Raw genomic sequence first — 26414 nt, 5'->3', positions numbered from 1 at the left:
AAAGCGCGGCAAGCGGCGCCGTTCGCGCGGTCCGCTTCGCTGCCACCGTAGAGGAATTCGACGCTCAGTCCGCCGGGCGATAGACAGCTGCGAATCGCCGCGCCTGGACGACACCGTAGTCGCCGGGCGCATACTGCATGAGCCAGTCGCCGGCCTCGCCGTGAAGCACGTCGCCCATCGCGGAACGCGCAATCGAAAACGGCCCGTCCATGCGCTTGGCGAGCACGACGTTGGGCCGATTGCGATAGGGGCCGGCCTCGCCATGCGGCAGACTCGTGACGGCCGGCACGTACTTCGCGTCGAAACGATCGCGCGCGACGACCCATCGGGCGCCGCCCGTGCCGGTCACGAGCGCATCGCCCGGCGAGTAGCGATTCGGGCCTTCGAGGCTCATCAATTCGCCGTGGTTTATCGCAAACTCGACCGCCACAGTCTCGTCTTTGACGTAGCGGGCCGCCGCCGGGTCAGCGCGCAGGTCGACGTCTTTCAGTTCGATCATTTTTGCGATTTCGTGTGGGCCCCACGGTGCTCGCGCGGGCCCATCCGCTCGCGGAATGTGTCGTCAGCGAGCTTCTTTTGCTCTGGCGTGAAGCTGTTGTAGAGCGGCTGGAATGCGGCAAGAATCTTCTTGATGCCGTCGGCGTGCGCCTGGGTCAGATTCGCGTAGTCCTGCATGTTGTCGATGGCCGACTGCGTGGACGCGTTCTTGATGCGCTGCTCGTAGAGCTGACCCATCGTTTCGCCGTCGTCGCGCATGGCGTCGGCGAACGTCTTCCATTGATCTTCCTGCGCAGGCGTGATCTTGAGCTGCTTGTGCAGATAGCTGATTCGGTCCTCGATCCGCGCTTCGTGTTTCGCGGCAGGAGAGGCGGGCGTCGGTGCCGCGGCCGGAGCCGAAGCCTGTGCGAAGACTCCGTTTACTGCAAATGCGCATGCCAGAATGACGAGTGTTTTTTTCATCTTGAACGAACTCCTGTCGTGTGGAAGAAAGCCGGGCGCGGGCGCCGGGCTCGACCAGGCGAGTCCTGCTCCGGGACGCGCGAGGCGTGCCGGCACTATTTGTACCACCAATGCGTGACGACCCGTTAGCATTGAGATACGCGCTTACAAATGAAACCTGACCGTATTCTTTTTGCTCATGAGACCGCCGCGCCTCGATCAACTGGACGAACTCGATCGTAACCTTATCGCGCTGTTGCAAGCCAATGCGCGCGACAGCGTCGCCAATCTCGCGCGCCGCCTCGGCGTCGCTCGCACGACGGTGCTGGCGCGTCTCGAGCGCCTCGAACGAAACCAGGTGATCGCCGGTTACGGCGTGCGGCTCGGCCAGGACGTCCTCGATGCGAGTATCAATGCGTACGTCGGCATCATCCTCGCCCCGAAATACGGCCCCGACGTACAAAAAAGGCTCGGCAAGATGGCCGAGGTTCAACTTCTTTGCGCAGTAAGCGGCGAGTTCGACTATGTTGCGTGGCTGCGTGCCGATTCTCCCGAGCGGCTCAACGAGCTGCTTGACCAGATCGGCGCCCTGGAGGGCGTCGAGCGAACCACCACCTCGATCATCCTCGCGCGCAAGATCGATCGCGGCACAATCGCCGGGTGACGGGGCGATGTCGTTGTCCTTTTGACGAAATGTCGCTTTGTTTCGTCATTTCGACGAAAGCGGCACTCGTTAACGTCGATCTCGGCCTATTTTTCGTTCCAGCGCGTCTCTAGACTGTTTTGCAAGTCGGCGCGCGCCTTTTTCCCTCTTCGTCTTCATCCGCGGGGAGAACGCGCATGGACCGACTCTGACAACGGGAAAAAAGGAGAACCGCATGAAAGTAGCCGTCGCTGGAGCCGGGCTCATCGGCCATACCATTGCCCATATGCTGCGCGAAACGGGCGACTACGAGGTCGTCGCCTTCGACCGCGATGCGCATGCGCTCGAAAAGCTTGCGAGTCAGGGCATCGCGACGGAGCGGGTCGACTCGGCCGACGCGAACGCGATGAAGGCGGCGTTGAAAGGCTTCGACGCGCTCGTCAACGCCTTGCCGTATTACCTCGCCGTCAACGTGGCAGCGGCCGCGAACGGCGCGGGCGTGCACTACTTCGATCTGACGGAGGACGTGCGGGCGACGCAGGCCATCCGCAGCCTGGCCGAGGGCGCCTCGCGCGCGTTCATGCCGCAATGCGGCCTCGCGCCGGGCTTCATCGGCATCGCGGCTCACGAGCTCGCGAATCGCTTTTCGCACGTGCGCGAAGTGAAGATGCGCGTCGGCGCGCTGCCGGTATTTCCGACGAACGCTCTGAAGTACAACCTGACTTGGAGCGTCGACGGGCTCATCAACGAGTACTGCCAACCTTGCGAGGCGATTCGTGATTCGCGCAGGTTATGGGTTCAGCCGCTCGAGGGGCTCGAGCATTTCTCGCTCGACGGCATCGAGTACGAAGCATTCAATACGTCCGGCGGCCTCGGAACGCTATGCGAAACGTTGGCGGAGCGCGTCGAGACGCTCGATTACAAGTCGGTCCGTTATCCGGGCCATCGCGATCTGATGCAATTCCTGCTCGAGGATCTGCGTCTCGCGAGCGACCGCGACACATTGAAGTCGATCCTGCGCCGCGCCGTGCCGTCGACGACGCAGGACGTGGTGTTGATTTTCGTGACCGTGACCGGGATGCGCGACGGTCTCCTCGTGCAGGACGTCTTCACGCGCAAGGTGTTTGCCAAGACCGTTTGCGGCATGCCGATGAGCGCGATTCAAATCACGACGGCGGGCGCCATGTGCGCCGTGCTCGATCTGTTTCGCGAGGGCAGGTTGCCGCAAAGCGGCTTTGTGCGGCAGGAGCAGGTATCGCTGCGCGATTTTCTCGCGAATCGATTCGGTCAGCTTTACGAAGGGGCGGTGCTCGACGCGCAAGCGGCCACGATGGTCTGAGCTTCATCCGATAGCCACCGCGCTCACAACGGATCGCTCACGATGGCCCGCAGCAGGGCGTCGAAGTCGTCCGCGGTCGGCGCGGTGTTGTCGAACATCAACAGCCCCTCGCGCGCGGCGCCGGTTGGTACGAAACGCCGCTGCCGATATTCGTCCCAATGCGCGAGCTTGTACGCATCGTTCGGGTTGTCGCGCGCGACGATGCGCGCGTGCGCCGTCTCTTCGGACGTGTACACCCAGACGATGCGGATGACGACGTCGTCGGCCACGCCGAGCCATGCTCGGTCGAAGAGCCGGCGATCGCGGACTTCGCGAGAAAGCGGGCCGACGATGACGACGCTGATGCCGAGCTGCAGATTCTCGCGTGCCGTATCGATGAGGCCGCGGTACTCGGGCTCGCGCAAATGCTGCAGATAGAGCGGACTGTCGCGATCGTTCGGGTCTCCGGTCAGCGCCCCCATCGCGGCGGCGCTGTAGTGGCCGTAGAGTGTGTCCTTGTCGAGTAGACAGAACGCTTCGCCTGTCGCCCGCATGAGGGGGCCGATCAAGCGCTTACCGACCGTCGTCTTGCCCGTGCCGGCATGGCCGCAGAAAAAAACGAGGTGCGTCACGAACCGTTGTCCCTGGAGCTTCGTTAAACTTCGAACGATTCGAAGTCGACCCCAGGATACCGCATATGCCCAAGGCCAACGAACTCGTCGCGCGTCTCGGCTTGATACCGCATTCGGAGGGTGGTTTTTACCGCGAGACGCATCGCGATTCGGCTCGTGTCGCGCGTCTGGCGCCCGGCGAGGGTCCCACGGCTCAGGTTGCGCGCGCTGCGTCGACCGCCATCTACTACCTGCTTTGCGATGGCGCCTATTCGGCTTGGCATCGAATCGATGCGGACGAGGTCTGGCACTTCTATGGGGGTGGCCCGCTCGATATTCATATGCTCGACTAGGCCGGCCGATTGTCGACCTGTCGGCTAGGCGATGCGCTCGCGTATGCGGAAGCTCAATTTCAGGTGGTCGTGCCTGCCGGCTATTGGTTTGCGGCCGAATGCGCCGGCGCGCCGGCGGGCGACGATTCATTCGCCCTCGTCGGCTGTACCGTCGCGCCGGGCTTCGAGTTTTCCGCGTTCGAGCTCGCCGATATCCCGGCGCTCGTCACGCGCTACCCCGCGCATACGACGCTGCTGACTCGCCTTGCGCCACGAGGGCCGACCACGTCGACGTCGTAAGACGATTCGTGTTCCGGTCGGCGCCGGACGCCCGTCGACGGGAATACGCGATCGGCCGTCGGGGGTTCTACTCCTGTGCCTCCATCCCTCCCGTGGTCTGCCTGATCGGAGTGGCCGCGCGCTCGCCAACGACGGTGGTCCACGGCCTGACCTTCCAACTGGTTACGATGCCCGCCGCGACGTACGGATCGTTGCGGGCGAAGTCTTCGACGATCGCCGGATCGTCGCATTGAAAGAGAAGGATCGCGCCGTCGACAGGGTCCGCGAGCGCTCCGCCCAGCAGCAATTCACCGCGATCGGCGGCTAGCCACCCGTGGGCCAGATGCTGGGCGCGAAACTGAGAGCGACGCTCGAGATAGTCGGGTGCTGTTTCATAAAACAACAGGTAGTGCATGTCAGTTGCTCCGGAATGTGCCAATGGGAACCCAATTGCGATATTAGCAGCGGGCAGGCCAGCGTCTAGGAAGATAGTGACGTGTCGCTGAGTGGCGGGCATAGACCGTGCTTCCGATGAGGGAGGCATGCGAGCGCAGCCCCGCATGGACAGCGCTCCGCCGAGCGAGCAGGAGACAGAAGATGCGCATTGCACAAGTCGCCCCGTTATACGAAGCGATCCCGCCGCACGCCTACGGCGCGACCGAGCGCGTCATCCACTATCTGACGGAGCAGCTCGTTCGGCTCGGACATCACGTCACGCTTTTCGCGACGGCCGATTCATCGACCTCTGCCGAGCTCGTTCCACTCTGTCCTCGAGGTCTTTGGCGCGACGCCAACGTCTGGGATACGCTGACGCATCACGTGCGCGAACTCGAAGCAGTGGCGCAACGCGCGGCCCGTTTCGACGTGATCCATTTTCATGGCGACCCGTTGCATTTTCCGCTCGCGCGCCGGCTCAACTGCGCGCATGTCACGACGATGCATGGTCAGTTGCTGCCCATCGATCACGGTCCGCTTTTTCGAGAGTTTTCGGAAGCGCCGCTCATCTCCATTTCGGACGATCAGCGCCGGCCCGTGCCGGAGGCGAACTGGCAGGCGACGATTCATCACGGGCTCAGGCCTGATGCGCTCGCACTCAACGAATCGCCGGACGACTACTTGTTGTTTCTCGGGCGGCTGATGCCGCAAAAACGGCCGGACCTCGCGATCGAAATAGCGCGTCGCGCGCGCTTACCGTTGAAGATGGCCGCTAAGGTTCATCCGGGAGAAACAGGCTACTTCCGCGAGCAGATCTTGCCGCTGCTCGAAGCAAGCGAGCATTTCGTCGATTACCTCGGTGAGGTGGGCGGGACGCAACGGATCGAACTCCTCGCCAATGCGCGCGCCTTGTTGTTTCCCGTGCAGTGGCCCGAGCCGTTCGGGATGGTGATCATCGAGGCGATGGCCTCCGGAACGCCGACGATCGCATTCCGGTGCGGCGCGATACCTGAGATCGTCGAGGACGGCGTGACGGGTTTCATTGTCGACGATGTCGATGGCGCCGTGCGGGCGATCGATCGGATCGACGAATTGAGCCGTGTTCGTTGCCGCGAGCGGTTCGAATCTCGCTTCACGTCCGCGCGCATGGCCGCGGACTATCTTTCGGTCTACGAACGATTGCTGGCGCCGCGCGCCGCGAACGATCAGATTCGCGAGCTGCCGCGGCGCCGTCATCGATGACGGGCAGTGATCTCTATTCCTCGGCACATGTGGCTGAACGCCGCGGCCGCCGTGCGCCGCCGTCGAGCAGCGGCCATGAGGGGGGCGCGCGATGCGACAGCGGGGATTATCGGGGATTGCCCGCACGTCGCTCGCTAGTAAGTTCTGGGTAAGAGAGGCGCGGTAGTTTGGCGCATATGCCGTCGCACCAGCGCTCGCAGCCGTTGCCGCAGACTAACGCGGAGCAAAGGCAAGGGTGGGTAGTCGGGGCGAGCCCTATTCGGCAACGTGCATCGTGAAATACTGGAGGAGACACAAGTGAGCACCATCGAGTCGGTTTTGCGGGAAGGCCGCGTCTTCGAACCGTCCGCCGAGACGGTTGCCAACGCCGCCATTCCTGGCATGGACGCCTACCGCGCGCTCGTCGCGCAAGCGGAGCGCGATTACGAGGGATTCTGGGCGAAGCTCGCGCGCGAGACGCTGACGTGGAAAAAGCCGTTCACGAAGGTGCTCGACGAGTCGAACGCGCCGTTTTACAGCTGGTTCGAAGACGGCGAGCTCAACGCGTCGTACAACTGCCTGGACCGCCATGTGGAGGCGGGCCGCGGCGGAGAGACGGCGATCATCTTCGAAGCCGACGACGGCACGGTCACGCGCGTGACTTACGCCGAGCTGCTAGCGCGCGTGTGCCGCCTGGCCAACGCGCTGAAGGCGCGCGGCATCGGCAAGGGCGATCGCGTGGTGATCTACATGCCGATGTCGATCGAGGGCGTGGTGGCGATGCAGGCGTGCGCGCGCATCGGCGCGCCGCATTCGGTGGTGTTCGGCGGGTTCTCGTCGAAGTCGCTCAACGAGCGGCTCGTGGACGTCGGGGCGGTGGCGCTGATCACGGCCGACGAGCAGATGCGCGGGGGCAAGGCGCTGCCGCTGAAGGCGATCGCGGATGAAGCGCTGGCGATGGGCGGCTGCGAGGCGGTCAAGAGCGTGATCGTGTACCGGCGCACGGGCGGCGCGGTGCAGTGGAACGGCGAGCGGGACCTGTGGCTGCACGAGCTCGTGGCGGGCGAGGCCGATACGTGCGAGCCGGAGTGGGTGGGCGCCGAGCAGCCGCTTTTCGTGCTCTACACGTCGGGCTCGACGGGCAAGCCCAAGGGGGTGCAGCACAGCACGGGCGGCTTTTTGCTGTGGGCGGCGCAGACGATCAAGTGGGCGTTCGACTGGAAGCCCGAGGACGTGTTCTGGTGCACGGCCGACATCGGCTGGATCACGGGGCACACCTACATCGCGTACGGGCCGCTGGCGCTGGGCGCGACGCAGGTGATGTTCGAGGGCGTGCCGACCTATCCGCACGGCGGGCGCTTCTGGCAGATGATCGAGCGGCACAAGGTGAGCCTTTTTTACACGGCGCCCACCGCGATCCGCTCGCTGATCAAGCTGGCCGAAGCGGACGCGAAGGCGCACCCGAAAAGCTACGATCTGACGAGCCTGCGCGTGATCGGCACGGTGGGCGAGCCGATCAACCCGGAGGCGTGGGTCTGGTACTACGAGAACGTGGGCGGCGCGCGCTGCCCCGTGGTGGACACGTGGTGGCAGACTGAGACGGGCGGGCACATGATCACGCCGCTGCCGGGGGCGACGCCGCTGGTGCCGGGCTCGTGCACGCTGCCGCTGCCGGGGATCATGGCGGCGGTGGTGGACGAGACGGGGCACGAGGTGCCGAACGGGCAGGGCGGGATCCTCGTGATCAAGCGGCCGTGGCCGTCGATGATCCGCACGATCTGGGGCGACCCCGAGCGGTTCAAGAAGAGCTACTACCCGGCCGAGCTGGGGGGCGACTTGTACCTGGCGGGCGACGGTTCGGTGCGCGACAAGGCGACGGGCTACTTCACGATCATGGGGCGCATCGACGACGTGCTGAACGTGTCGGGGCACCGGCTGGGGACGATGGAGATCGAGTCGGCGCTGGTGGCCAATCCGCTGGTGGCGGAGGCGGCGGTGGTGGGGCGGCCGGACGAGACGACGGGCGAGGCGGTGGTGGCGTTCGTGGTGCTCAAGCGTGCGCGCCCGCAAGGCGAGGAGGCGGTGAAGCTCGCGAACGAGCTGCGCGCGTGGGTGGCCAAGGAGATCGGGCCGATCGCGAAGCCGAAGGACATCCGCTTTGGCGACAATCTGCCGAAAACGCGCTCAGGCAAGATCATGCGGCGCTTGCTGCGCTCGCTGGCCAAGGGCGAGGCGATCACGCAGGATGTGTCGACGCTCGAAAATCCCGCCATTCTCGAGCAGTTGGCCGAGGTGCGGTGAGGGGGTGTGAGCGTCGATGTGGCACCAGGCGCGGCAATGACCGGAGGGGGCATCCTTTGGGGCCCCCGGAGGAAATCCCCGTGGGATGACCGGAGGGGGCACCCTTTAGGGCCCCCGGAGGAAATCCCCGTGGGATCGATCGCCGGACGCTTCGGAGTCCTCATCGTCGGCGGCAGGCGAGCGATGTCGGCGTTACCTCACCTCGACTGTCACGCGGTCGTATCGCCCTTTCTGATCGAATGCGGTAATCGCGTAAGCACCGGGTCGGGTGAACTCGAATGTCCACCCGCGCCCAGCCGTGGCGCGTCCCACCATCGCTCCGTTCATCAGCCAGCCGATATCGCCTTGCGCTCCGGTGACGGAGAGATGCAATAGCGGCGGCGCTCCGCCATAGACGCGCCGGACCACCTCGCCCGAGCTTGCGCCCGCAATCGCGAGCCGCCCCTCGCCGCGCCCGGGCGGCGCGCAGCCTGTCTCCCAAGGGGGCGCGTCGAAGCGCCGGCTGCGCTCGTCGAGCCACGGTCCGAGCAACGTCGGCCATAGCGGACTCTCGGCGTCGCGCAGCATATGGGTCGTGCAATCGGCCGTCGCGCGTCGCCCGGTCACGCTGTCGATCGTGTATCGAAGCACCGGCTCGCCGCCGCGAACCGGGTCGGGAAAGGTCGGCGGCGCCACACCGTCGAGTACCCATGCACGTCGCTGTACCGCGCAAAGGTCTGCCGGTTGCGCATCGGCTGCAAGCCCCATCGGCCAACATACTTGAGCCTGCGTCACGCCGGGAGGCGGTGTGCGCCGTGGCGTTTGAACGGCGTCGGGCAATGCCGAGAAGATGCTGATCATCAACGGCGTCGCTGCGTTGGCGCCGACGTATCCTGGGTTCGGCGTCCCGTCCGGCCTGCCGATCCACACCCCGACCGTATAGTGGTCTGTCACGCCGACGGACCACGCGTCGCGAAACCCGAAGCTGGTGCCGGTCTTCCAGGCGATGCCGCGGTTCGCGCCGCGTTCCTCGACGGCACGTCCAAGCGGCCCGCCCGTTTCGAGGATGTCCCGGATGATGAAGGCCGCTCCCGCGCTCATCATTCGATGTTCTTCGATCGGCGCGTCGCTCGTCAGCCGTGGCACGCCCGCGAGGCCGCCACGCGCAAAAGCGGCGTAGGCGCCTACCAAATTTTCGAGCGTCGTATCGGCACCGCCCAGGATGACCGACAGATTCGGCTCGGCGCCACGCGGGAAGCGAAGCTTCAAGCCGCCTTGGCGCAGCTTGCCGACAAAGCGCTCCGGCCCGTACTGGTCGAGCACTTGCACGGCAGGCACGTTCAGAGAGCGCGTGAGCGCCTCGGATACGCTGACCGCACCATGGAACGATTGCTCGAAGTTTCCGGGCTGGTAGCCGCCAAACGATTGCGGCACGTCGGACAGGAGCGATTCGGAGTCGATGAGCCCGGCATCGAGTGCAAAGCCATAGAGGAAAGGTTTCAGCGTCGAGCCGGGCGAGCGCCACGCGCGCACCATGTCCACGTAGCTCGCGCGCTCGAGATCGCTGAAATCGGCCGAGCCCGCATACGCGCGGACTTCGAGCGTCGCGTTGTCGAGCACGAGCGCCGCGCACGATACGTGCCGAGGCAACGTGCGCACGCGGTCGAGTAACACGGATTCGACAGTCGACTGCAAATCCGCGTCGACGGTGCTCGTCACTCTAAGCTTCCCACGTGCGTTCCGCTTCAGTCGCTCGGCGAGCAGCGGGGCCAGCATCGGCTCGCGAATCGCCTGTGCATAGACGGGCTCGGTCAATGCATCATGGATGACGGCGGCAGGCCAGCGATCGGCCATCCGCCGGAGCACCTTGTCTCGCGCATCTTGCGCTCGCCGCGGAAAGCGATCGGGCCGCAGCAGCGAGGGCGCCTGCGGCAGCACCGCGAGCATCGCGGCCTCGGCGTAGCTGAGGTTGCGGGCCGGCTTGCCCAGATAGGCGCGACTCGCCGCATCGACACCTTCGAGCACGCCGCCCATCGGGGCGTAATTGAGGTAGAGCGTCAGGATTTCGCGCTTCGAGAAGTGCGCTTCGAGCTGGAGCGCGCGCAAAATCTGGTGAAGCTTGCCCACTAACGTGCGCGGCGTCGGATCGATGATCCGCGCGACTTGCATTGAGATCGTCGAGCCGCCTGAGACAATGCGGCCGTGGATGAGCCATTGAGCCGCCGCGCGCAGCAGCGAGAAAGGATTCACCCCCGGATGCCACCAGAACGCACGGTCTTCGTAACCGATCAGCGCCTCGATATAACGCGCCGAGACGTCTTCGAGCGTCACCGCGTTGCGCCAGATATAGAGCTTGTCCGGGAAGGCGCGCAAAGGCGTGCCGTCTTTTGCTGTGACGACGAGCGCGAAAGGCGCCGACCGACCGGGGGCTGGCAACGGATAAAGGTGGTCCGCGACGACGGCGACGCCAATGAGCAAGAAGGCCAGGCCCGCGACCACGCGTGCGCTCCGCCGTCCCAGCGCCCGCGCGAGCGCGCTTCGCGGCCATCGGCACGCCTGCTCGCGCCGATTGGGCCCTGCAGTGCGCGATGCCGGCAACGGGGCGCCGCCGTCTTCTGGCACGGCCGCGCTCTCGTCAGTGCGCCGCGGCGGCCGATGCCGGCGCCGGCGATGCTGCTGTCGATGGCTTCATGGCCGCCGCTGGCGCCGATGCGCCGGTATCGACTGGCGCCGTTGGCGGCGCATTTGCATCGACGATCGTCATCGTGCTCTGCGTATCCAGCACGCCGAAATATTGCGGCCGGTACATGTCTTCGACGATTGCGGGCGGAACGGCATAGCGCCCGGGCGTGACGACCCTCGCGCGGTAGAAGAGATCGAGCCCACCCCAGCCGAGCTTGACGGCCGCGACGAAGCGATCGTCGCGGAATTCGACATGCTGAATCTTCTCGCTCTGCATCGCTTCGCTGACGTCGACATCGCCGACCTTGATCCCTTCGCCGTCTTCGCCTTTCACGAGGTTCTGATTCTCGATCTCGAGCCCAGCGGGAATACGATCGACGACGAGCGCCGAACCCGTCACCGTATTCACCGAGTTCGCACGCAGGTGAACGAGAACCGTGTCGCCGACCTTCAGCGGTGCGCCGCCGAGCGCCGAGCCGTCCGCCTGCAGGTACTCGCGCGTCACTGTGAGGCTTCCAAGGTGACGCACATCGGGACTCGGCGTCTGAATCGGATTGCCCGCGAGCGATAGCTGCACGAATAGGCGTTGATCGGAGCTGTTCGTGATGGTCACGCCGTGCGCGAACTGCGTGGCGGTCACGTCCGCGAACGGCGTCGCGGCGCTGTCGACGGTACGCGTTTCGCCGTCGCTCGCAATCGTGGCGCGCCATGCCTTCTGTTCGCCGCTCGAGAGCGTCTGGCCGAGCCGGAAGAGAGCAAGCCGCTCCTGCGTGCTGAAGTAGGCCGCGCCAGTCGCGGCCGTCGCGTTTTGCACACGCCCGAGCAAGAGGCTCTCGGCGTCGGGCGCGTGGATTGTGTCGCGCGCAAGCAGTACGTAGGAGAGGGCGGCATCGCGCACTTCGCTGCCATAGTCCCACCACCAATAGCCGGATAAGCGTTCCATTTTGGCGCCTTGAGCGATCGCCTGCTGGCCGCGCGTTTCGTCGCCCATTAGACTGAGCGCGATGCCGAGTTCGACGAGCGATAGGCCGGAATCCGCGTAAGCGCGCTGCTCGAACAGCAGCCGCAACGTCGATAGCGGCGCCTTGCGCTCGCGCGCGAGCACATAGGAAGCCTGTACGAGCCCCTCGAAGTTGCGGTTGTTGCGGCTGACGTCGTCGATGAGTCGGCGCAGATCGTCCGGCGAGATATGCGTCGGCAGCGGTGTGATTTGCGCGCTTCCTTCCTGCAGCCCGTGCAGCAGGTAGTTCATCGTCTTGTTGTAAAGCGTGTCGGGTACGTTGAAGCCCTGCGCCCGCGCGTCCTGGAGGAATCCGGCGACATAGCCCGAGAGCCAGAAGTCCTCGCGACCGTTGCCCCAGAGACTGAATCCGCCGCTTGCCGATTGGTATCCGCCGAGCTTGCCCATCGCAAAGTCGATTCGCTGCGCACGTTGGTCGCGCGTATAAGCTTTCAAGCCGTAGCGGCGCGCGGCCGCTTCATCGACGTAAAGCCAAGGATAGGCGCTGCTCGTCGTTTGTTCCGTGCACCCATACGGGTATTCGAGCAGCCATTGCACGGCAGCCTTCACATCGATCGGAGGTTGATTCGAGAGCAGCAAGTGCGCCGCCAGCGAACCGGGGTAGAAGCCAGCCAGTGCGGGGTCGCGGATCTGCAGCGTGGCGCCGGGTTCGATCGTGTAGCGCTGAATGACTTGTGTCGACGGCGTGGGCGCCTCGACTTGCACGGCGTAATGGCGCTTCAACGACACACCGGGGCCTTCCACGGTTACGTCGACTGGGTGCAGCCCCGCCAATTGGCCGGTCTCCACCGCATAGCGCAGGGTGACTTTCTGCTGTGGCCGCAAGGCGACGTTGCCGCTGCCACCGTGAATCGAGAGGCCGTTGTCGCTTGTCACGTCAACGTTGAATTGCCCCGCGCTGCCGGTCAGGTTCTGCAGATCGAGCGCGAACGTCGCCCGATCGCCGAAGTTCAGATAGCGAGGCGTCGACAGCTCGGCGATGACTGGGGCCGCGACAATCATCTCCGCGCTCTGGCTGCCATAGCGGTCCGCGGTCGCTACGACGGCGCTCAAGCGCAGTGTCCCGTTGAAGTCGGGCAGCGAAACAGGAACCTCGGCCTCGCCGTTGGCGTCGAGCGTCACGGGGCCGCTGAAGATGTCGACGAGCTTTACCTTCTTCGGCAGATTCTGCGTCGCCTTCGGCGTGGCGTCGCCGCCCCATTTGAGCTTGCCCTTCTTGCCAGCCATCTTTTCGATCAGCCGCCCGTAGATGTCGTGCAGGTCCGCACCGTAACGGAGCTTGCCGAAGAAGAACTGATAGGGATCGGGCACGGCGAACTGCGTAATGTTGAGAATGCCGACATCGACGGCCGAAAGCGTGAGCAATGCGTTCTGCCCCTTCGCGGCCGGCACTTTCACCTTGATCTTCGCGACGGTTTCCGACTTGATGCGCGTCGGCGCCTCGATTGCCACGTCGAACTTGCGGTCGGTGCGCGCGAGCGGCAACGCCGTGAGCCCCAGCGCGCGAGCTGGCGTCACGAGGTCGCCCTCGTTGCCCGGGCGCAACGCCATGACCGAGATGTAAAGGTCGTGACGCTGCCATGAGGGATCGACCGGAATATCGACCGTGGTGCTCGCGCCATCGACCTTGACGCGTTTCGTCCAAAGCGTTCGATCGCCGTCCACCGTGATGAGCGCCGTCCCCGGGTGCGGCGGCATGATCGTGAGACGCGCGGCGTCGCCGCCTCGGTATGCGTCCCGGTCGAGCTTGAGCATCACGCGGTCCGGGCGCTGGCCGGCCGTTTCATTGCTTTGCGCATTCCAGCCCGCGTAGAAGCGGTAGCGCAACGTCTGGCCTGTCGCCGCATCGAGGATCTCGAGCCGGTATCGTCCGTATTTGAGCGGTACTCGCAGGTGGCCGCGGCCGCCGGCCGGGAGGTCTACGCTGGTCGTATAGACGAGCTCGTCGCTGTCGGTATAGCCCGAATTCCACCCACGCTGGTCGTCGAAACGCCAGTAGTAGTTGCGGTTCTCGCGGAAGAGCCGCACAGGCAGGCCTTTTTCGGGCTTCAGGTTGCCAGCCGCATCGGTGCGAATCACCTCGAAGTCGGCGGGCGAATCTTCCGGCGCATAGTCACCGCTGTAGAGCGGCCGCACAGCAGTCAGCACCGGTGCCGGCCAGATCGTCCGCTCGATGTTGCGCACCACCGGCCGGCCGCCCGTTTCCAGCAGGCTCAGCGTCGCGCGCACCGTCATCGGCGAATGCGCGTTGGCCACTTCGTCGGTCGGTAGTTCGAGGCCGATGCGGCCGTCGTCGTCGAGGTGCTGGTCGTCGAGCGGCTGACGCACGTGCGTCGCTTCGTCGTTCGCGTCACCGAACGTGAAGCCCGGGTAGCGCGCCGGAAGCGGATTGTTGCAGCGGAAAAATTCGACGACGCCGACGAGCCGATTGCCAGCCGCCGGTGCGCCGTACAGATAGGTGCCTTTTACATCGACAGAGAAGGATTGATTCGGCGTCAGCGCGGACGCCTGGCTGCTCAAATCGAGCTTCATCCGCTCTGGCAGGAACTCTTCGACGCCGAAGCGCACGGTGGTGTTCGGCAGCTTATCCGCTGGATCGTTGCGCAGCTCGAGCGTCCAGGTGCCCGTTGGCGCATCGGCGGGCAACGCGATCGGGTGCTGGTAATAGCCTGGGCGTCCGGTCATCGGTTGCCAGGTTGCGACGAACTGCGTCTTACCGTCGGCGCGGCGCAGCGTCGCTTGAATCGGCTGCGGCGGCACGGGCCGCCCATCGGCATCGCGAGCAAGCACCGACAGGGGGAAGGTCTCGCCGGGCCGGTAAAGGTCGCGCCCGCTCCAGGCGAAGAGCCGCACCGGCTTGTAGGGCAGCCCGGTAACGTCGTATTCGGACAGATCGAGCGCCGCCTCGCGCACCGCGAGCATCGACATCTGCTGGCCTTTTTGCGCCAGCACGATCGCCGCGCCCGCGGGCGCCTGGGCGAAGGCCGCGTGGCCATCGCCGTCGGTTTGGCCGCGCGCCAGAACTTTCCCCTGCTTGTCGAGCCAGGTCAGATCCACGCCGGAAACGGCGCTGCCATCGGTCAGCGAACTGACGAACGCGTCGGCCGCATGCTCGAAGAGCCGAAGGTGCAGGCCGAGGTCGCTCACGTAGTAATAGGTCGTCTGGTATTCGGAGCGGAAACGCCCCGGTTGCGACATGACCGCCACATAGATGCCCGGGTCTTGCAGCGCCTTGATGCCTTCGACGGGCAGATAGGTCACGCTGCGCTTGTCGGTCTGCTGCTCGGTCAGAAAGCGTCCCTCGTACACGCTGTCGGCCGTCCTATGGAGTTCATCGAGCGACCAGATCGATACGGCGCCATGCAGATCGTCGGGCAAGCTTGCGTTGTCCGTGTCGTTGCTGTTATCGCTCGCGTCGCCATCGTCATTGGCGTCCGATTGCTTGGCCGGCTGGCGGCGCGCGAGCATCGAGTCGAGAAAGCGCGGCAATTGATCGGGGCGCACGCGCATGAATTGGACATCGACTTCCGGTACGTTCACCGTGACCACCGGCAAGCCGCCGTTTTGCTTCGCGGGCAGCACCATGCCGCGGCTCGCGAAGTAGTAGGCCGGCGTCACGGCAGGCGTGTTGATCGAGTAGCGTATTTCCCGGCCCAGCTCTCTTCCGTCCTTCGCCGAGAGCGAATCCCCGATTTGCACCACATAGCGTGTGAGCGGCTCGATATGAGGGAAGTAGAGGATGCGCGGGTTGTCGCCGACCACCCAGGCGCCCGAAACCGCGACGCCGCCCGCGAGGTCAGTTAGTTTCTCCGATGTGCTGACCTCGCTTGCAGTCGATGCGGCCGATGCGTTAGCGGGGTTGTCGGCGTCTCCTGCGTTGTCGTCGCCATTCTCCCCATCGTTATCGGGCGAGCGGGCCTTCAGGTTTTTAGCCGCAGGCATCTTGAAGACACGCACGACCTTGTCGTAGTCGCGGCTTGCGTCGAGAGGCTGGGAGAAGGTCAGCGCGAGCGCCGGCTGCCCGTCGAGTTCTCGATTGGCCGCATCGATCACGGCAAAAGGCGCATTGCGGTCTTCGCCGATATCGCTCGCTTGCGCGCGGTTGTGGAAATATCGGACTATGCCGAATGCCGCAATGGCAGAAATAAAGAGCAAGGTGATGATGCTCGCGAGGCGGATGGTGCGCTTGTTCATCTTGGTCTTCGCTTTGCAACCGGATCATGAGCGTACTGCCCGACGCATTGTTTGGATCGACCGGAATATCCGCAAATCGCGCCGGCAGGCTTATTGACGGAAGTCCCACACTTACGGGAAATCCCAATATTTCGGCGTTTGGAGACTTAAAGCCTCCGATTTACGCCGAATTGCGCGCAGATGGTATCACTTCCGCAAGGCGGTTTCGTGCGACTGATTGCGAAACAACAAGCTCGGCCCTTCAGTACCGGCACCGAATGCCTTCGATCACCGAAACGTGGAGCATCAGCGGTTTTGGGCTGTGCGAGAACGTAACGACATCGACTCAAGGAAAGTCGGCAGGCGATAGGGAACCGATCGCCAAAACCGCGCATAATCGACGCACGTGCAGCGTCTTCGTTCACGACAAGGACGAGCCATGATTTCATATGCCAGTTCGGGGCCTGCATGGCTATGCGCGGCCCCACTACCCGACGTCGCCGAACCCGCTTTTCGCGTTCCGCTCGGCGCCGTCGACACGCATGCCCATGTCGTCGCGGCGAATGCCGATGCCTATCCGATGGTTGCCGAGCGCAGCTATACGCCGCCGCCCGCACCCGAAGAAAAGTATCTGGCAATGCTCGACGCCTGCGGCATGACCTACGGCGTGCTGGTGCAGATCAGCGTCTACGGGACCGATAACCGTTACATGCTCGAGGTGCTGCGACGCAATCCTCAGCGCTTGAGGGGCGTTGCCGTGGTGTCGCCCGAAGTGTCCGACGACGAGCTCGAAGCCATGCATGCCGCCGGCGTACGCGGTCTGCGCATCAACGTGTTGTTCGGCGGCGGCATCGGCTTTGCGGCAATGGAGGCGCTTGCGCGACGCATCAAGGATTTGGGTTGGCACTTGCAATTCTTGATGGATGTCGAGACGCTGCCCAAATTGATGCCGCGCATGATGAAGCTGCCAGTGGCTGGCGTTGTCGATCACATGGGGCATACACCCGTGAGAGGGGGCATTGCCGCGCCGGGCTTCGCTGCATTGCGCCATCTCGTAACCGATCATGACTATTGGGTCAAACTGTCGGGCGCTTATCGCATCAGCGATCAGGCCCCGGCGTTCGAGGACGTCGTTCCGTTCGCGCAGGCGCTCATCGAGGACGCTCCGGATCGCATGTTGTGGGGTAGCGACTGGCCGCATGTTTCGCTCACGCCCGAGTGCATGCCCGATACCGGCCGCCTGCGCAATCTCATCGTCGACTGGGCGCCGGAAGAGGCGATACGCCACATGATTCTCGTCACGAATCCGGCGCGGCTATATGGCTTTCCCGAAAGCCATGACGAAATCGCATCGGACAATGCGAACGGTTAGCCGCTTTATCGGCATATCGGCAATATAACGAGGAGACTGAACGATGTCATCTGCTATGGAGCAAGGAGACAAGGCCAACTGGTTTCGCCGGATGACAGCGCCCGAAAAGCGGACATTCGTTGCGGCTTTCGGTGGCTGGGCGCTCGATGCGCTCGATTTCATGGTCTTTACGTTCGTGATCTCGACGTTGATCGGGCTATTCAAGATCGATAGGGCCGAGGCCGGCCTGCTGGCTACCATTACGTTGCTGTTCTCGGCGATAGGCGGGTGGCTGGCTGGAATGCTTGCTGACCGATTCGGGCGTGTTCGCGTCCTCCAACTGACGATTCTATGGTTTGCCGTTTGCACTTTATTGATAGGCTTTGCGCAAAGCTTCTGGCAGGTCTTCTTGCTGCGAGCGCTGCAGGGCCTCGGCTTCGGCGGCGAATGGGCCGTGGGTTCGGTGCTGATGGGAGAGATCGTGCGGACGGAGTTCCGTGGCCGTGCGGTCGGCACCGTGCAAAGCGGTTGGGCAGTGGGTTGGGCGGTTGCGGCCATTCTCTATACGGTGCTGTTCTCCGCGTTGCCCGAAAACTATGCATGGCGGGCGCTGTTTTGGGTAGGCGTGCTGCCGGCACTGCTCGTGTTGTTCATTCGCAAGCGCGTGCCCGAGCCTGAGCTCTTTCGGCGCACGCGTGCACAAGAGGAGGCGAGTGCCGCGCGCGTGTCGCCGTGGGCGATCTTCTCGCCAGCGCTGATCAAGACGACCGTGCTCGGCGCATTGCTTTGCACCGGTCTGCAAGGGGGCTACTATGCGGTGACGACTTGGTTGCCGACATTCCTGAAGAGCGAGCGGCATCTCTCGGTGATCGGCACGGGCGGCTATCTGCTCGTGATCATTCTCGGTTCCTTCATCGGCTATCTGGCCGGCGCTTACCTGACCGATCGCCTCGGCCGCCGAGCGAACCTCATCATTTTCGCTCTGCTCTGCGGCGCGTGCATCTTCGCCTACACCCGCCTGCAACTCTCGAACGAGCAAATGCTTTTCCTCGGCTTTCCCCTGGGGTTTGCGGCATCGGGGATTTTTAGCGGAGTGGGCGCCTATCTGACCGAACTGTTCCCCTCGGCCGTGCGCGCGAACGGGCAGGGCTTCGCATACAACTTCGGCCGCGGAATCGGTGCGCTCTTTCCCAGCCTCGTCGGATATCTCGCGAAGACCGCGCCGCTTGGTGTTGCCATCGGCATTTTCGCGGGCGGGGCGTACTTGATCGTCTTGATCGCGACCTTGCTGCTGCCGGAAACGAAGGGGCGTGAGATTTCGTGACCTCGTGCAAGCGTACTATGCCGCGAACCGGTTTTCCCGATTCGCGGCGAGCACGAATTCCAGACAGACGTCGGCGGAAAGCGGGCGGCTGAAGAAGTAGCCTTGGAAGCGCCCGCAACCCAGCGCCGATAGACGCGATAACTGACGCTCGTTTTCGACGCCTTCGACGACGAGCGACAGATTGAGCGTCCCGCTTAAATCCGCGATGCTTTTGACGATGTGCTCGTTGACACTGCCGGGGCTGACATCGGCCAATGAGCGATCTATCTTCACTGTGTCGAGAGGCAGCTCGCGCAGATAATGCAGCGATGTGTGACCCATACCGAAATCGTCCAGCGCGACTTTCACGCCGATTTTTCTCAGGTTTTTCAGATTTTCGATCGCCTCGATGTCCGGAAGCAGCATCGTGGACTCCGTGATCTCGAGTTCAAGGAGGGATGGAGGCAAGTGCTCGCGATCGAGTATCGCGACTACGTTCCGGTAAAACTCACGATTCATCAGCTGTTTTGGCGAAACGTTGACCGCAATCACGAAATCGTCGGGTAGCACATCGCGCCAACGCTTTCTTTGGCGGCAAGCGAGCGATAAGACATGCAATCCCAGGCGGTCGATCTCTTCAATGTCGTCGGCGAGTGCCACGACGATCGGCGGCGCCACCCGGCCCAGAAACGGATGCTGCCAACGCAACAATGCCTCGGCCCCGAATATCCGCCCGGTTCGGAGATCGACTTGCGGTTGGTATTCGAGGAAGATATGTTTCTGCGTCGCCAGCGCATCTTCGAGGTCGCTTGCCAGTGACACGGCCATCCGGCCCTCGTCTCCGGGCAGCTCGAGGCAGCGTTTCGGCTTGACGCTCGCCTGGGGCGACTCAGCGATGCGCAGCAAAGAGGCGAGAACTTCCTGTCCTCTCCTGCCCGCGAGATATTCGGCGACTCGCACGAATGGCGCGTATATCGCCGCTCCGGCCGCCAGCGATACCATTTGCACCAATGTCCCGGACAGCGACCCGGTGACCGCGTATCCGCTGAAAAGGGCTGGCGTCGTCCACGGCACGCTGAAGCTCGCCTTCGGCATCAGACCGGCGACGATCGCTCCATAGGCAATGAGAATCTGTGCAATCGGGGCCAGCACGAACGGAATGGCATAGACCGGGTTGAGCACCAGCGGCAGCCCGAAGAGCAACGGTTCATTCACGTTGAATACTGCCGGCACCATCATGAACAGCGCCAGCTTGTGCCCGCGGACGGTGCGGCTCGCGAGCAGCAGCGCCAGGATGAGGCTCAGCGTGCCGCCGGATCCTCCCATTCGCGCGAACGCCGAGAAAAAGCCGTAGGTGAAGATGAACCGCGGAGGGGCACCGCTTGCGACGGCGGCAACGTTTGCATGCGCGGCCGGGTCGAGTACGCGTTCCTGAACCGAATAGAGTGTGTTGGGGCCGTGAATCCCAAACAGCCACAGTACCTGAGATGCCGCCTCGTAGCTGATCGAGAACAGCAAGCTGTTGGAGAGCTTCGAAAACGAGATGGCGAATTGCGTGGTCAATGCCTCCACCCACTGCGACCAGCCGATCCACATTGAAGCTGCTCTGAGAATGGCGAAAGCGAGGATGGTCAGCATTCCGGCTGGCATCACCGTAAAGACGTCGCCGACGAGCGTGTCGTTGCTCAGATTATGTAGGGGAATACGAAAAAAGCGGTAGTTGCAGAGTTTCAAAAAAAGACAGCAGCCGATCGATGCGGCGACGAGCGCAGTAAATAGTCCGTGCCCGAGGGAGAGCGGTGCGAGCGGGCTTGCATCGCTGCCACTTGGTGCGACCAGCGTGAAGAAGCACGACGTCACGACGATCACGGCGACCATTGGATTAACGACGCGATGACCGAGTCTCTGGTTATGAAGGCTTGTCAGGACATCCGTGAAACCATATAACGCAACGAGCGATCCGATGCCGAAGGTACCGGCGAGCAGGCTGTCGCAAAAGTAGTCGAGACGGGGCCCGAAGGCTTCCGTCAACAATTGCTGCATGCCGGCGGTCGACGGGTAGCGCAGAAGCAAGGCCAGCGCGCCGGTCATGATCAGTGGCAAGGCAAGCGCCAGTCCGCGGCGAATGGCAATGAAATAGGGCGTGCGGTCGATTCGCTCGACGACGTGCACGACCCTAAGCCAGGGCCCTAACGATTCATTAGTCATCGCCTTCGACTTGCTTCGGGTTGGGAACTCCCGGGATCTTCGAATTTTTCCTTTCCCGAGCTACCGCTCGCGTAAACGGCTGAACCATGAGGAGTCCGACGGGTTATTTGTTATCCAGGCATCGGTGAAGCGGCCGCCGCGAGCCGACCACGCACTGCAATTCGGAACTTTTCGACCAAGCATATCGATGCTGCATTCGCACAACGCTATTCATATTACAATGACTTTTCAAGAATCAACAGATCGTTTTTTTGTTTATCAGAAAGTTCTCACGGTCATGTCGGCGTATAGGAATACAGAATGTATGATGGCTCGTACCATGGCTGGCTGGTTTTGTTGTCGTTTGCAATTGCCGTACTGGCGTCTTACACGGCACTGGATATGGCCTCGAACGTTTCGACGGCCAAGGGGCGTTCGGCATGGCGGTGGCTCGCGGCCGGGGCGTGCGCCATGGGCATCGGAATCTGGTCGATGCATTTCACCGGCATGCTCGCGTTCAGTTTGCCGATCCCGCTTGGGTACGATCCCGCAATAACGGGTGCATCGCTGCTCATTGCAATCGCCTCTTCGGCTTTCGCGCTGTGGTGGGTTTCCCGGCCTTCGCTATCGTGGCGGAGTGTAATCGGAGGAGCGCTGGTAATGGGCGCGGGCATTTCCAGCATGCACTACACGGGCATGGCGGCGATGCGAATGATGCCCGGCATCCAATTCGACCGTTCACTCACAGCGGCATCGATTGGAATCGCCGTGCTGGCTTCCGGAGCCGCACTGCAACTGGCATTTCGGCTGCGGGCGCGCTCGTCGCGCGTCAAGCTATGGCGAGCTGGGGCCGCGGTCGTCATGGGCTCGGCGATCATCGGCATGCATTACACCGGAATGGCCGCGGCGGAGTTTCCCGTCGGTGCGGTTTGCGGCGCGGCCCTCGACGGCTTCCGCACGGACGGGCTTGCGCTTTCCGTCGCCATCGGAACCGTCGCTGTGTTGGTGCTCGCTCTGACGGTCTCGGTATTCGATTTGCGGTTACAAACGCGGGCGTCCGCGCTTGCGGAATCCGAGGCGAGGGCGCACGAGCTGGCCCATCTTGCCACGCACGATATGTTGACCGGCCTGCCCAACCGGGCGGCTTTCGAGGCGCGACTCAACGAGTCGATGGCCGATATCGATCTGCATGGCAATCATGTCGCTGTCATGTTCATTGATCTCGATGGATTCAAGGCGGTCAACGATGCGCTTGGACACCATGCGGGTGATCTTCTTCTAATCGAGGTCGCGCGGCGCATGCGCAAAACGCTTCGCCGTGGAGACATGGTTGCGCGGTTGGGCGGCGACGAGTTCGTGATGGTCGTCAATATCGATCGGCCGGCCGACGCGGCCGAGATAGCCAGAGGCATTCTGGGCAGCCTCGATCATCGGTTCGAGCTTCAGGGGCTCGAGTTGCATCTGTCGGCCAGCGTGGGAATCGCCGTCTATCCGGACGACGGCAAGCATCCTCATGAGCTGCTCAGAGCGGCGGACGCGGCGATGTACCGAGCAAAATCTCAGGGAAAGAACGGTTACTGGTTCTATGACCCGTCGTTGGAGGCCAATGCGCGTGAACTGCTCCAGCTCGCGCAGGACTTGCGCTGGGCGGTCCAGCGAAACGAGTTGATCCTCTATTACCAGCCGAAGCTGGATGTTTCCGGCGACACAATCGTTGGCGTGGAGGCGCTGCTTCGCTGGCGCCATCCCACGCGCGGACTCATTCTTCCTGAGCGGTTCATCGCGTTGGCGGAAAGGGTGGGGCTGATTTTGCCGATTGGCGAATGGGTCATTGATGAAGCTTGTCGACAGATTTCGAACTGGCGTTCGATGGGCCTCACGAACTGGACGATGGCGGTCAATCTGTCTGCTATTCAAATCCGTCATTCGGCGCTACCGGACATCGTTTGTGCGGCCCTCGAACGCCATGCCGTGGCGCCGCATTGTCTGGTTCTCGAGATCACTGAATCGACGATGGTCGATATGGACGCCAGCATTCAGGTGATCGAGCGATTGCACCGAATGGGTGTGCAGATCGCCATCGACGATTTCGGCATAGGCTATTCGAGCCTGCTCAATCTCAAGCGGTTGCCTGTGCACGAGTTGAAGATCGATCGCGGATTTGTGCGGGAGCTCGAATCCAGAACCAGCGATGAGGCCATCGTATCGGCCATTGTCGCGATGGGCAAAACGCTGAACCTGCGGATCGTCGCGGAAGGCGTGGAAACGGCGGAACAACACGCGCTGCTCTCGGGGATCGGGTGTCATTCGATGCAGGGTTTTCTGTTTGCACAGCCGATGCCGGCTGACCGGTTGGTTGAATCGATCGAACAAGACGGTGTAAGGGTGCGGCTCAAGCGGTCGGGCGTGAATGCTTCTGCTGTTTGAGTCGAAACGAGCTCGACGACCAAGCGTTCAAGCAAGTGGGACGGGCAGCTGCATTCGGCGGGCGCCGGTCGAAACAACTCGTTGCACAACTCACAGTTGCCAGGTCGTCGACGCCTGTCAGCTCCGCGTTGAGGATGCAAGCGGCATCAAGCCGCCTAACCACCGAACGGAGCTGATCATGAAGAAGACCGCCTTGCGTTTCGCCGCTGTCGCTGCTGTTGCATTTTCATTCGCAGGCATCGCATCCGCGCAGACGAACTGGGATGCGGCGCATCCGCGCCGCACGGAGGTGAACCATCGGCTCGCAAATCAAAACAGCCGCATTCACGATGAGGTTCGCGAAGGCGATATGTCGCACGCCGAGGCGGCGGCGCTTCACAAGGATGATCGCCAGATTCGCAAGGAAGAGCGACTGATGGCGAGCCAGAATGGCGGTCACATTACCAAGCAGGAGCAGCGCACGCTGAACCAGCAAGAAAACAATGTGAGCAAGCAGATCAAACAGTAAGCTTTGGATGGCGCGCCCGTGGGTGGGCGCGCCGAGCAACTGTTGTCAGTGTCCCGTGGAAATGTTCGCCCATAGAGAGTTTTTTGGTGACAATTGATTGGAGTTGCGAGCGTTTCGCCTACTAGCGTTGTTGATGGCGATGTTCCTGGCCAGGCAGGGTGACATGCTCGCGTGAGTCCATACAGTGTGGGTTGCGATTGTCAGGTGCTTCTGTCGGAGGCTGCGATGCTGACAGCAGAGTTGCCGGAAGAACTGGAGACTGCGGTAGTTATGGCTGCGCGTCGTTCGGGGCAGTCGATCGATGAGTATGTTGCCGCCGTGTTTGCCGACGCTTCGTCGGTCGAGATTGATCGTGCGCGGCTTGATTCCTACCTGTCCGGTACAGGTGGCGTGTCGCAGGAGCGCGCTCGGGCTTGGGTAGCCGATTTGGCGTCAGGAAAGCGTAGCGAACGTCCTCGCTGATCGGGCATCCGGACGCGCTTGACGATCTGGCGCGTCTCTATGACTTCCCTTTTCTATCTAATCCCGAGGCTGCTCGGCGCGCGGCCTCGGTGATTGCCGAAGCAGTTCTATTGCCCTACGGAGCAACACAATGAGTTGGATCAGCGATAAGTTCGCGCTAGTGCTGGTGGCGGTGGTTTGTGCGGCCGGCGCTTGGGCGCTTATTCACTATTCGGGGCAGTGGTTTTTCCCCGCGGTGACGTTATTCTCGCTGATCTCGATGTTTCTCGAAATTCGTCGGCTGAGGGCACTCCTCGCGAAGCATGGGATAGATCCGCGAAGCAAGTGAAGGAACTCGCGCTCCTTCTTGGCGCCGGGCAAGCGCGCCGGTTTGCGCACCGCGCCGCCGAGGGAGACTGAGCCGTACTCGTCTTGGAAGGTGCGAAGGTTGCATTCGTGCTGGCGGATGATGGTCGGGGACCCTGCGCCAAGCGAATAGTCCGTGTAGGTTAGACTCGCTCTGTATTGCGGCTCTGAGCACAGCGTCGGTTAGAATCCGTGGAGTGTCGTTTGTCGGAGACTATGATGTTGACGGTTGATTTGCCGGAGGAACTGGAAGCCGCTGTGGTTACGGCTGCTCGCCGTTCGGGGCGCTCGGTGGACGAGTACGTTGCTGCGGTGTTTGCCGACGCTTTGTCGGTCGAGGTCGATCGCGCGCGGCTGGATTCTTACCTGTCCGGGACGCCGGCGGTATCACATGAGCGCGCTCGGGCTTGGCTAGCGGATTTGGCGTCAGGAAAGCGTAGCGAATGTCCTCGCTGATCTGGCATCCGGACGCGCTTGACGATGTGGCGCGTCTCTATGACTTTCTTTTTCCACATAGTCCGGAGGCTGCTCGACGCGCGGCCTCGGTGATTGCCGAAGCTGCCGATCTCATTGCCGAAAACCCTCGGATCGGTGCTCCCCACATGGAATTCCGCGAGTGGCCGGCAAAGTTTGGTCGCAGCGCGTATGTTCTCCGGTACACAGTGTTGGACACCGGGGAAGTGCTCGTTACTCGGGTCTGGCATACGCGCGAGCTAAGGAGCGGCGAATAGCTCGGGTTATAAGTGGTAGGCGGCGACGTGCTAGCCGGGCGCGCTAGTAACCTAAATTTTGTCAAAGCCAGGTTGAAATGTCGTACCACCAGCTAAATAGAAATGTCCGGTTTTCGGTTGGTTCGGTGCTTGCTTAACGGGTTTCCTGCAACGCAGCGTAGAAGGCAAGCACGTGCGCGGGCAGGGCGCTGACGCTTCAGGTGAGGGCGCGTGCAGACCGACGGCGAGATTGAGCTCGTACATCGCGCGCCCGAAGTGCGTGACGCCTGCCTCGCCCTTCGTGGTCGGCCGAAACACGCTAGCCTTGTCGCTGTAAAACGCCACCGGCTTGCCGTAACGCTCCAGATACGCACGCGTGGCCTCGAAGTAGCTGAAGGTCGACTCGGTCGCCGTGAAATGCAGCGCCATCAGCCGGCTCGTCGCGTCGTCGATGTACACCAGCAGCGTACAGACCGGCGCTCGGCCCTCGAACCAGGCATGCTCGCTGCCGTCGATCTGCACCAGTTCGCCGAAGCACGCGCGCCGAGCCCGCGGCTGATAGACCTTGGGCGGGCGCTGAGCCCGTGGAATCCACAGGCCGGCGCCCGTCATGAGATGCCTGATGGTCTCCTTGGACAGCTCCAGCCCATGGCATTCCCTCAGCTTCTCGCAGGCCAGGGTCGGCCCAAAATCGGCGTAACGCTCGCGAATAATCATTAAGGCACGCAGCGCCAATCCTTCGTCGAGCTTGCGGTTGCCGGGGCGCCCGCGCTTGCGCGAAGCCAGTCCCGCTGCACCCGTTTCGCGATACCGCGTCACGAGCCGCTGAACCTGCCGTACCGTCAGGCCGAGGCGCTCGGCCGCACGCCCGGGCTTGAGCCGGAGTTCGACGACCGCCTGAATGACCTTCAATCGATCGAGTTCGCGCATGTTCAGCGTCACGAGTGCGGCTGGCTTCATCGACGGCTCCTGCATTCGCGCAACGAGCCGCTAGCTTGCCATCAGCCGCAAAACACGACATTTCTATCTTGCTAGAACACGACATTAGGATATTGCTCTTACACCGGTGTCAAAGCCAGATTGAGATGTCCGAGGGCCAGCTAAGTTGAAATGTCCGGTTTCGGCTAAATAGAAATGTCGGGTTTGGCTGTTCGGTTGGTTTCCTCGGTTTGCTCATACGCCGAGTA

18 protein-coding genes and 2 pseudogenes are annotated in these 26414 nt (G+C 62.8%); 12 read left to right on the top strand and 8 right to left on the bottom strand.

Going from position 1 to position 26414, the window contains the following annotated elements:
* Positions 1-64: 64 nt before the first annotated feature.
* Entirely contained in the window at positions 65-499 is a 435-nt protein-coding gene (locus AB4Y31_RS14535) for a PGDYG domain-containing protein (protein WP_368674533.1), read from the bottom strand.
* The gene (locus AB4Y31_RS14530) at positions 496-960 is read right to left on the bottom strand and encodes a Spy/CpxP family protein refolding chaperone (RefSeq protein WP_368674532.1); all 465 of its coding nucleotides are present in this window, start codon (positions 958-960) and stop codon (positions 496-498) included. The genes AB4Y31_RS14535 and AB4Y31_RS14530 overlap by 4 nt, the downstream gene beginning before the upstream one ends.
* Before the next feature lie 178 nt (positions 961-1138).
* On the opposite strand from AB4Y31_RS14530, the gene AB4Y31_RS14525 reads away from it, so the two are divergent.
* Both AB4Y31_RS14525 and AB4Y31_RS14520 read left to right on the top strand, forming a co-directional pair.
* Positions 1139-1603 carry an Lrp/AsnC family transcriptional regulator gene (locus tag AB4Y31_RS14525; protein ID WP_368674531.1) on the top strand — a complete coding sequence of 155 codons (465 nt, stop codon included), beginning with the start codon at positions 1139-1141 and terminating at the stop codon, positions 1601-1603.
* A 214-nt stretch (positions 1604-1817) separates the two neighbouring features.
* Entirely contained in the window at positions 1818-2921 is a 1104-nt protein-coding gene (locus AB4Y31_RS14520) for a saccharopine dehydrogenase C-terminal domain-containing protein (RefSeq protein ID WP_368674530.1), read from the top strand.
* Between the two features lie 23 nt (positions 2922-2944).
* Here AB4Y31_RS14520 and AB4Y31_RS14515 read toward each other — a convergent pair whose 3' ends face one another.
* Positions 2945-3532: an ATP-binding protein gene (locus AB4Y31_RS14515; RefSeq protein ID WP_018441695.1), complete on the bottom strand. Its 588-nt coding sequence runs from the start codon at positions 3530-3532 to the stop codon at positions 2945-2947.
* Positions 3533-3597: 65 nt separating this feature from the next.
* Between AB4Y31_RS14515 and AB4Y31_RS14510 the strand changes: the two are divergent.
* A pseudogene (locus tag AB4Y31_RS14510) lies at positions 3598-4143 on the top strand (cupin domain-containing protein).
* A 67-nt stretch (positions 4144-4210) separates the two neighbouring features.
* Here AB4Y31_RS14510 and AB4Y31_RS14505 read toward each other — a convergent pair.
* Positions 4211-4537, bottom strand: coding sequence for a YciI-like protein (locus AB4Y31_RS14505; RefSeq protein ID WP_018441697.1), 327 nt, complete (start codon positions 4535-4537; stop codon positions 4211-4213).
* Positions 4538-4719: 182 nt separating this feature from the next.
* On the opposite strand from AB4Y31_RS14505, the gene AB4Y31_RS14500 reads away from it, so the two are divergent.
* Entirely contained in the window at positions 4720-5799 is a 1080-nt protein-coding gene (locus AB4Y31_RS14500) for a glycosyltransferase family 4 protein (protein WP_368674529.1), read from the top strand.
* A 297-nt stretch (positions 5800-6096) separates the two neighbouring features.
* Positions 6097-8079: an acetate--CoA ligase gene (gene acs / locus AB4Y31_RS14495; RefSeq protein WP_368674528.1), complete on the top strand. Its 1983-nt coding sequence runs from the start codon at positions 6097-6099 to the stop codon at positions 8077-8079.
* Positions 8080-8271: 192 nt separating this feature from the next.
* Here the strand turns inward: acs and pbpC are convergent, their stop codons facing one another.
* Positions 8272-10680 carry a penicillin-binding protein 1C gene (gene pbpC, locus AB4Y31_RS14490; protein WP_368674527.1) on the bottom strand — a complete coding sequence of 803 codons (2409 nt, stop codon included), beginning with the start codon at positions 10678-10680 and terminating at the stop codon, positions 8272-8274.
* A gap of 13 nt (positions 10681-10693) precedes the next feature.
* Complete coding sequence (locus AB4Y31_RS14485; RefSeq protein ID WP_368674526.1) at positions 10694-15955, bottom strand: MG2 domain-containing protein; 5262 nt, start codon at positions 15953-15955, stop codon at positions 10694-10696.
* Positions 15956-16373: 418 nt separating this feature from the next.
* Here AB4Y31_RS14485 and AB4Y31_RS14480 point away from each other — a divergent pair, with 418 nt between their 5' ends.
* Both AB4Y31_RS14480 and AB4Y31_RS14475 read left to right on the top strand, forming a co-directional pair.
* Positions 16374-17306, top strand: coding sequence for an amidohydrolase (locus tag AB4Y31_RS14480; RefSeq protein ID WP_368674525.1), 933 nt, complete (start codon positions 16374-16376; stop codon positions 17304-17306).
* A gap of 55 nt (positions 17307-17361) precedes the next feature.
* On the top strand, positions 17362-18609 hold the full coding sequence (locus AB4Y31_RS14475; protein WP_368675287.1) for an MFS transporter: 1248 nt from the start codon (positions 17362-17364) through the stop codon (positions 18607-18609).
* A 15-nt stretch (positions 18610-18624) separates the two neighbouring features.
* Here the strand turns inward: AB4Y31_RS14475 and AB4Y31_RS14470 are convergent, their stop codons facing one another.
* Positions 18625-20796 (bottom strand): EAL domain-containing protein, encoded by a 2172-nt coding sequence (locus AB4Y31_RS14470; RefSeq protein WP_368674524.1) that lies wholly within the window; start codon positions 20794-20796, stop codon positions 18625-18627.
* Positions 20797-21096: 300 nt separating this feature from the next.
* Here AB4Y31_RS14470 and AB4Y31_RS14465 point away from each other — a divergent pair, with 300 nt between their 5' ends.
* The 5 genes from AB4Y31_RS14465 to AB4Y31_RS14445 all read left to right on the top strand — a co-directional run bounded on the left by AB4Y31_RS14465 (position 21097) and on the right by AB4Y31_RS14445 (position 25248).
* Positions 21097-23202 carry a putative bifunctional diguanylate cyclase/phosphodiesterase gene (locus AB4Y31_RS14465; RefSeq protein ID WP_368674523.1) on the top strand — a complete coding sequence of 702 codons (2106 nt, stop codon included), beginning with the start codon at positions 21097-21099 and terminating at the stop codon, positions 23200-23202.
* Positions 23203-23380: 178 nt separating this feature from the next.
* Positions 23381-23710: a hypothetical protein gene (locus AB4Y31_RS14460; protein WP_368675286.1), complete on the top strand. Its 330-nt coding sequence runs from the start codon at positions 23381-23383 to the stop codon at positions 23708-23710.
* Between the two features lie 225 nt (positions 23711-23935).
* Positions 23936-24172, top strand: coding sequence for a hypothetical protein (locus tag AB4Y31_RS14455; RefSeq protein ID WP_368674522.1), 237 nt, complete (start codon positions 23936-23938; stop codon positions 24170-24172).
* A 130-nt stretch (positions 24173-24302) separates the two neighbouring features.
* The gene (locus tag AB4Y31_RS14450) at positions 24303-24500 is read left to right on the top strand and encodes a hypothetical protein (RefSeq protein ID WP_368674521.1); all 198 of its coding nucleotides are present in this window, start codon (positions 24303-24305) and stop codon (positions 24498-24500) included.
* A gap of 460 nt (positions 24501-24960) precedes the next feature.
* Positions 24961-25248, top strand: coding sequence for a type II toxin-antitoxin system RelE/ParE family toxin (locus AB4Y31_RS14445; protein ID WP_368674520.1), 288 nt, complete (start codon positions 24961-24963; stop codon positions 25246-25248).
* 192 nt (positions 25249-25440) lie between these two features.
* On the opposite strand, the pseudogene AB4Y31_RS14440 reads toward AB4Y31_RS14445, so the two are convergent.
* Positions 25441-26187 (bottom strand): annotated as a pseudogene (locus AB4Y31_RS14440) (ISNCY family transposase); the annotation flags it as partial.
* Positions 26188-26414 lie beyond the last annotated feature (227 nt).

It is taken from the genome of Trinickia sp. EG282A, from assembly GCF_040965455.1.
GTDB lineage: Bacteria > Pseudomonadota > Gammaproteobacteria > Burkholderiales > Burkholderiaceae > Trinickia > Trinickia symbiotica.
The sequence above is the reverse complement of the archived record's forward strand: the minus strand, read 5'-3'. Positions and strand labels throughout refer to the sequence as shown.